Origin of the sequence: Anaerorhabdus sp., assembly GCF_036657415.1 — a bacterium.
In the GTDB taxonomy this organism is placed as follows: Bacteria; Bacillota_I; Bacilli_A; order Erysipelotrichales; family Erysipelotrichaceae; genus Anaerorhabdus.
Window position 1 is genome coordinate 19,602 of record NZ_JAVXGL010000026.1, and the last position, 8,014, is coordinate 27,615.

Below are 8,014 nucleotides of genomic sequence, written 5' to 3' on the forward strand. Positions count from 1 at the left end.
CTATGAAATTTGAGAAAGCATTATTAGAATATCGTAATGAGATTATGTTAAGAATGCCTAAATCAGATCGTACAGTAAAGAACTATCTAATTGATGTTACTTCTTATCTTCAAGCGATGAAGGAAAAGGGGATAAATGATGTTGAAGATATCAATTATCATGAAATTGAAGCATATTTAATCTCATTGAATAAATATTCAAGGAATACAATTGCTCGTAAAAGCTGTGCTATTCGCAGTTTTCATCAGTTCTTAACATTTAAGTATGAGTATTCCAATCCCGCTGTTAATCTAGAGGTTAGAAGACAGAGAAATGTTTTGCCGATTTATTGTACCATAGAAGAAATTGATTTAATTATGTCTTATTTTGATGATGAACGCCCTAAAGATTTATTTAATCACGCCTTACTTGAATTTATATACTCCTGTGGATTACGAGTGAGTGAGTGTACTGAGCTTAAAGTTAGCCAGGTAGATTTACAAACTAAAATAGTGAGAGTCTTAGGAAAAGGAGAAAAAGAACGAATTGTACCGATTCCTGATAAGTCTCAAGCTATCCTCATAAAGTATTTCGATACATTAAGACCTGTTTGGAATAGTAAGAAATCAAATTTATTCTTTATTAACCGATTAGGAAAGCATGTTACAACGGAATATATTGAAAATATGTTAAAATATACATGTAACAAAGTGGGTATTAAAAAGCACATTACCCCGCATAAACTACGGCATAGTTATGCAACGCATTTACTTCAAGGTAATGCGGATTTGCGTTCTATTCAAGAATTATTAGGGCATAGTGATATAAGTACAACTGAAATTTATACCCACATACAAGATGCACGGCTTTTAGAAAGTTATGCAAAGTTTCATCCAGGTAATTTAGAAGGAGAAGATGATGATGAAATATAATCGTATTTTTACAATAGTAATGGACTCAGTAGGAGCAGGGGCTATGCCTGATGCTGCAAAATATGGTGATGAAGGTGCAGATACTATCGGGCACACTGCAGAAGCTGTAGGTGGTTTAAAAATGCCTGTCATGCAAGCGATGGGTTTAGGTAATTTACATAAAATTAAAGGTGTTGATCCTGTTCAAACACCAACAGGATATTACACAAAATTGTTAGAAAAGAGTGTTGGTAAAGACACAATGACAGGACATTGGGAAATGATGGGACTTTACATTGATTCACCATTCCAAACATTTACTGAAACTGGATTTCCTGATGAACTTATTAAAGAACTAGAGGAAAAAACAGGACACAAAGTCATTGGAAACAAATCAGCTAGTGGAACTGAAATTTTGGATGAATTGGGTGAAAGACATATGCAAACCGGAGAGATGATTGTTTATACTTCAGCAGATTCAGTTTTACAGATTGCTGCGCATGAAGAAACTTTTGGTCTTGATGAATTATATCGTTGTTGTGAAATAGCACGTGAAATTACAATGAAACCAGAATGGAAAGTTGGCCGTGTAATCGCTCGACCATTTCTAGGTGATAAAGCAGGTAACTTCTCAAGAACACCTAATCGTCATGATTTAGCACTAAAACCTTATGGAAAAACTACATTGAATTCACTTAAAGATGCTGGCTATGATGTCATAAGTGTTGGTAAAATTAATGATATTTTTGTAGGAGAAGGTATTACTGACTCACATAAATCATTAAGCAGCATTCACGGAATGGAACAAACAATTGAATTAGCTGACAAGGATTTTAAAGGTTTATGTTTTGTTAATTTAGTAGATTTTGATGCAAAATGGGGACATCGCCGCAATCCTCAAGGATATGCTAAAGAATTAGATGATTTCGATGTTTTGTTAGGACAATTAATTAACAAATTGAATGAAGATGATCTAGTAATTCTAACTGCGGACCATGGTAATGATCCTACTCACCCAGGCACAGATCACACACGTGAAATGATTCCTATGGTTGCTTACTCAAAATCATTTAAAGGTGCAGGTCTAATACGTCAAGGATCTTCTTTCGCAGATATTGGGGCAACAATTGCAGATAACTTCAACGTTGAGTTACCTGAAAATGGCGATTCTTTCTTAGACTCATTAAATTAAAAATAAAAAGAGTAAACTAACTGTTACTATAAAAGTTAGAATACTCTTTTTTTATTTAGATTATTTTCTTTTTATTGACTACATAAATCAATCCATCCGTAGAGCGTTGCAAAAATCCATAATTAATTAAATCACGACGTAGGGTAGAGTAATCATCATTAAAAGTTTTAATAATTTCATTTACTTCCTTTTCAGAATATTCTCTATTCAATTCAAATTTCTTTAATATCTCTCTTAAAATAACAATTTTCTTCTTTTGCTTAGTTGGAATTATAGAAACTTTACCATCTTTAATATAACTGCTTACTACCGCTGCATATTCTTCCTTTGTTATCGAAAAACGTTCATCTACCATTTTCGCAGAGTCATGTACTTCTACACAATTGTCTTCAAGAATTGATTCACAATCTAATTTTCTTTGTATTTCTTCAAGTAATGCTAAGTATGCTTTAGCTTGCCGTTGTTTTTCTCTAAATTTGAATTTATAGTTACGTACAGTTGATGGTGAGATATTGCAAGTATTCGCAATTTCTTTATCACTTTTGCTCTCCCACATTCCTTTGAGTACATCTCGTTGGCTCTCAGAGACACCTAAAAGAGCTGTATGTTGTGTAAACAAGTAATCAATAGGTGAAATATGATCATTCTCAATATGCTTCTTGATTGCTCCATATGCATCATATAACCTGCCTTTGATTTCATAAATAGAACCAATCTCATATATTTGATCACAAAATAAACATTTGTAACATTCGTTCTCTAAAATAAAACCTTTTTTAATTTCTTCAATTTTAGCATCAGATATTCGCATTATTAGCAACCTTCTTTCCTTTATTTAACAAACATTATAATATATTGTTTATTTTTAAATAAACTTATTATCAATTTGTTTATTATATAATAAACTTTTAATTATGGAAATTCAACCTTTGAATAGAAAAATACTGTTTCTTAACGAAAGTGGGGGATAAATAGCCCTCTAGAATGAATCGAGAAATATATTCTATAGGTAATCATCCATCGATTCATTCTAGACAAGACTTAATTATCCAATGAATCACTTTATTTATATCAACTTGTTTTTAACATGCATATTGATTAGAATAGTAGTAATGTTAGTTAGCACAAAAAGGTTGATACAAACAAAGATAATTCTATAAATAAATATCGTATAACATACATTATGCGAAGTATAACTAAGTTCCACATATTTATATGCTATACGATATTTTTGTCGTATGCTTAAGTATTTGATTGTACATAATTCATAAATGATTGTAGTTTATTTACTGATAACAGCTCATAACGACGTTGCTTTAGAAAGTATGACATAGCTGATTGAGATATACCAACTTCTTTACAAACTACTGATATCTTTACGAAGTGACTTAAGCGTTCGATTTCAGAGCGGTAAGACTCTTTAATATTCGATACACTCATTATATGAAACCTCCTAAGCAAATCATAACATATACGTATTTTTATACAAGTACATAAATTATATTAGATTTTTAATCAATTGTTCTAACTTAGCCATTGTGATTGGTTTTAACCCGTTCTTCAGCAAATGTTCATTTACTACTTGTAAATCATAATCATTCAGTTTTTTAACTGACTTCGTTATAAGTTCATTTAGTAATGGAACTTTTTTTCTTTTGCTCCTGGTCAGCTGAACCGAAACTACTGCCATGGATAATGACTTCATATATTTATGTTCTACAACGTTTATCTTTTTATCAATTGTACTTTGATATGCTTTTTTACTGAAGGAAAGTTTTTCAGTAACATTCAATGTATCACGCCACCATTTAGCAGTTTTACGTCTACACATATTATTATGCTTTTTATCTTCATAAGTTCCACCATGTTTAAAATCAATATACCTGTATAGTATCTGCATAACTTCTTTTGATACATTCATTTGTTGTTTATCAATCATATCGAATAATAACATTGCATTTGTACCCATAAAATTACATTCAATTCGTGTCCATGATTTTATACTATTATCAATGATATGATCATTGGCATTTCTCTCAAGTAATTTGTCATATATTATCACTGATAAATCACTATCCCGCTTTCCAAATCGAAATGAACGACCAATGATATATCCTTTACCATCTTTAGCGTACATTGATGTAATTCTACGAAATAATGAAGTGTAATTACCTTTATCAAAATGACTTTTGACTTTATCCAGGATATCTACATTCCAGTTATAAAAATCGTATGAATAATCTATCCTGGTAAAATTAAAATTTGGAATATACTCCCCTGTTTTACTGTGATGGCTATATAACTTTATAAATCTAAAGAACGTATCCCAACTGTAATAATTTTCTAATTCACGACATGCACGACCACTTAATAAGATACAAAGGTTCATATCTTTTCTGCTTGATACAAGTATCTTAATTTTCTCATGATAGACCAACATGTAGTCATAAAACATGGGTGCATAATCTACTTTTACAAAGTCATTTCCAAAGTACTTTTTTATATCTAAAATAGTGTGTTTTTTCAAACTCACGCAAACCCAGTCCAGTACTGGCTCTACGAACGTTTTTACCTGTGTTTTTCTTGACGTTGGAACCCCCGTATTACTATGGGGGGTTCTTTTGCTTTTTTTAGCACTTTTCTGCGCCGTGCTCACCACTGGTGAACACTTGGCGCTAGAACAATTTACGGACATAGAGAACACCCCAATAACCAACTTCAAATATCGACCATGTCAATACAATACCTAATAAGACACGTACAGTATCCATTGGTAGAAATAAACAAACAATACCCTTTCCTGTCATTAATGTATTGAAACCATTTAAAATCCAATTAGAAACACTATCTAATGATAGATTGATAGTAGGTAATAAATTTATTATAAATTTTATTACTCCAACTAATAAATCAATTAAAACTTGAAATATCATATTACTTCCAACCTTTCTCTAACATGTGCATAAATCTATTTCGTATTACCATAAATGTACCTAATGCTAATACAAAACTCATGATAATATAGTAGACATCAAACAAACTTTTAAATGTAGTTTTGAACTCATTTAGATTGTATTCAATTCTTGGAATTAATGGCTCACCTTTTATACTAATTTCAGTGATCACTATACATGCGTCCGTGCAACTGAAATTAATAAATTGATTAAAAATACCAGTAAAAATATTTGATATATCATTCATAAATGGAAACTTATTATCTACAGTGTTTTTCAAATCTTCAAACGTATTTGATATATCATCAATTTTTGGTATGAATAAATCACTAAAGAAGTCTTTAATATCCTCAAAAAAGTTACCTATACTATCCGTTAGGTTTCCAATCATATCACCCAAAGACTCATTTGTAACGTCACCTGGAGTTACTGTAGGTTGCGGTGGTGTTGTTGGGTCTATAGTTGGTTTTATTGTAGGTGATACTGTAGGAGTTGGTGTAGGCTGTCCGTAGTTAGCGTCCCACATCATACCTTCATTATTTTTCATTTGGTCATACATTTCATAAAGCATTGCCATAAAAGCTAAAGGTATTGTAAAGTTGCCATCATCTGTTGGTGGATAGCGTGTAGTAAATTCCGCATCAATGACGTCCCAATCTTTCATATTTCCTTTATAGTCTATTTCTTTCATTGGCGAATAACGTTTGTAATCATCATAAGTAACAATTTGGTCACTCGTTGCACTATATTTAACAAAATTATTATTAGATAGTTTTAATAAAGTAGTAGAACTTCCTAAACCATATTCATGCACATTAGTGCCACTAAAATGGGGTACTAATATTAAAGTATCTGATGTAACTTTAACACCTTGCAAACTTCTCATACCAATTGCACTATCCGTTGCTATTTGAACACTATATGTAACTGTTGTATCATATGGCAACTTATTATTCATTCCTCTAAAAAGATAACGTGCACCATCATCAAAATTAACCCAAGTATTATTGTAATAAGAAGGTGCCGGAGTTACTGCAGGAACTGTTACCGTACCACCATACATATTTCCAAATGAAGGTAACATTTCAATTTTGAATATTCCACTTGTTGAACATGCTAAATTACCTTCAGAAGCACAAGTAGATGAAATACGAGTTAACCGTAAACCATCTTTATCATAATAAAGATTACCATCAGTACCCATTTCCCATTCATAGAACTCGATACCATCTTCATCAACTTGTGGTATCATATCCATTTGTAATGACTGAAAATAATCACCAGCTACATTGAATATCTGCATAAAAGTATCGTATGTCATATCTAATGCTTGTCCACCAGTATTAATTGTCATTTGTGCAAACGTCCAAAAATCAGAACCTAATTTACTAATTGCATAATCATAAATTTTATAACCTACATCATCTATTAGGTCTAATGCATTTGTATATATATCACCACTAACTTTATAAAATTGAATTGATGATACTGTAACTATTGTTGTAATTACTTCAGCTAAACAAGCACGACTTAATGGGTCAGTTTGACATTTTGTCATTACTGGTGCAGCTTGAACTTCAATTTTATTTTGACGAATAACACAACCAAAACTTAAACAAATACAACAAGCAATTATTAAACTTTTTTTAAATAAAACGTTTAAGCCATTCATATATCACCTTCACGCATGTTAAACAAATCAACACACTCATCAATACAATTAGATCCATAGAATTATTTACTAATGTCGTATTTAATTCTAATGACTTTGTTTGATTATCTAATACCAATTGTATTTGCTCTGTATAGTCTATTGTTTCAGTTGTAACTACTCCCACGGGTTCTTCTTGTTGTATTTCACTACTAGGTAAATCAGTATCACTATTACTATCATTAAAGCTATCTTCGGTAGCAATAGGTGTTTCATTTTGTCCATCTCCATTAATTGATACATCATCACTATTTTCCTCTCTTGATATAAAATCATTCATCATTGTTAACCTTATGACATCTATGAACATAACTAGTTATATCAATTAAAGGCTTAATCAATTTAAATGTAATGATAAAATATACAATTGTTAAAACTAATATAATTATAAAATTCATATTATCCGTTCCTTACCTTTCATTGTTCTCGTAAAGATACTTACTGCTTTACTACTTAACGCAAATAATAAAGCAATTGGAAATGATATACCTAAGAAACTAGCTAGTAAGTCTACTATCAATTGGTAATTGGGTAGTGTAATCATAAATATCCCCTTTCTTTAATTCGTTTGCTATAAATTTGTTTCTTGAAATTAAGTAGTAAGTGTCATAATCGTTATAATATTTATAACTATGAAACCAAAAATAACGACGTCTTACTTTACCTTCAAGATGTGAATCATCTGTATTTTCTAAAATGCTATCTCTATCAATAAACTTATTAATTTGTAAAAAACCTAAATAACATTGACACTTAATAACGTTAGAAAATTGTTCTCGAAGTGGTTTAGCCATTCGACCAAAAACTTGTGAAGTAGCTACTATATGCTTTCTACATTTTCTTTGTTGTGCAAAAACAGTCATCGTATCCATGTTGATATTCTTACTTTCTAACGAGTTGAAGTATAAATGAATTTCATCAATAAAATAAATTACTCCTAATTCTCCATTATCATAAATTTCTAAATCATCAGCATTGTTAAATGGAAATACTCTATTCTCATTAAAATATCTAGTATGAGATATTTCATTATCTTCGAGTACATTATTAAATAAAAATTCTTCATACGTTATGATTAAATAATCTTTGATGGAAATATTAGTAACTAACTTTGCTTTAGGATAATCTTTTAAAACTTTTTTTACATACTGAACTGCACTTAATGTCTTACCACTACCTTGAGGTCCAACAAAAATTGTGAGTCCATCCGGTTCAAAGTAATGAGGATTTTTTTTAGCATTATCTATTTTAGTTTTAAAGTATTTTC

General features: G+C 30.7%; 9 protein-coding genes. 2 read left to right on the forward strand and 7 right to left on the reverse strand.

Annotation, left to right across the window (positions count from 1 at the left end):
• The first annotated feature begins 2 nt into the window (after nucleotides 1-2).
• Together RSB60_RS05430 and deoB are read left to right on the forward strand one after the other, a co-directional pair.
• Nucleotides 3-911 carry a tyrosine-type recombinase/integrase gene (locus RSB60_RS05430; protein ID WP_323381522.1) on the forward strand — a complete coding sequence of 303 codons (909 nt, stop codon included), beginning with the start codon at nucleotides 3-5 and terminating at the stop codon, nucleotides 909-911.
• A complete protein-coding gene (deoB, locus tag RSB60_RS05435; RefSeq protein WP_332490695.1) occupies nucleotides 898-2,082 on the forward strand; it encodes a phosphopentomutase in 1,185 nt (394 codons plus the stop codon). Before RSB60_RS05430 ends, deoB begins: the two co-directional genes overlap by 14 nt.
• A gap of 55 nt (nucleotides 2,083-2,137) precedes the next feature.
• On the opposite strand, the gene RSB60_RS05440 is transcribed toward deoB, so the two are convergent.
• The 7 genes from RSB60_RS05440 to RSB60_RS05470 all read right to left on the reverse strand — a co-directional run.
• Entirely contained in the window at nucleotides 2,138-2,893 is a 756-nt protein-coding gene (locus RSB60_RS05440; protein ID WP_323381524.1) for a DUF2087 domain-containing protein, read from the reverse strand.
• 431 nt (nucleotides 2,894-3,324) lie between these two features.
• Nucleotides 3,325-3,522 (reverse strand): hypothetical protein, encoded by a 198-nt coding sequence (locus RSB60_RS05445; RefSeq protein WP_332615014.1) that lies wholly within the window; start codon nucleotides 3,520-3,522, stop codon nucleotides 3,325-3,327.
• 58 nt (nucleotides 3,523-3,580) lie between these two features.
• On the reverse strand, nucleotides 3,581-4,777 hold the full coding sequence (locus RSB60_RS05450) for a replication initiation factor domain-containing protein (protein ID WP_332615016.1): 1,197 nt from the start codon (nucleotides 4,775-4,777) through the stop codon (nucleotides 3,581-3,583).
• Entirely contained in the window at nucleotides 4,758-5,015 is a 258-nt protein-coding gene (locus RSB60_RS05455; protein ID WP_332615018.1) for a hypothetical protein, read from the reverse strand. Before RSB60_RS05455 ends, RSB60_RS05450 begins: the two co-directional genes overlap by 20 nt.
• A 1-nt stretch (nucleotide 5,016) precedes the next feature.
• Nucleotides 5,017-6,708, reverse strand: a complete 1,692-nt coding sequence (locus RSB60_RS05460) for a hypothetical protein (RefSeq protein ID WP_332615020.1) — start codon at nucleotides 6,706-6,708, stop codon at nucleotides 5,017-5,019.
• Nucleotides 6,683-7,030: a hypothetical protein gene (locus RSB60_RS05465; protein ID WP_332615022.1), complete on the reverse strand. Its 348-nt coding sequence runs from the start codon at nucleotides 7,028-7,030 to the stop codon at nucleotides 6,683-6,685. The genes RSB60_RS05460 and RSB60_RS05465 overlap by 26 nt, the downstream gene beginning before the upstream one ends.
• A gap of 214 nt (nucleotides 7,031-7,244) precedes the next feature.
• A partial coding sequence (locus RSB60_RS05470) for a zonular occludens toxin domain-containing protein (protein ID WP_332615024.1) occupies nucleotides 7,245-8,014 on the reverse strand: 770 nt, incomplete at its 5' end.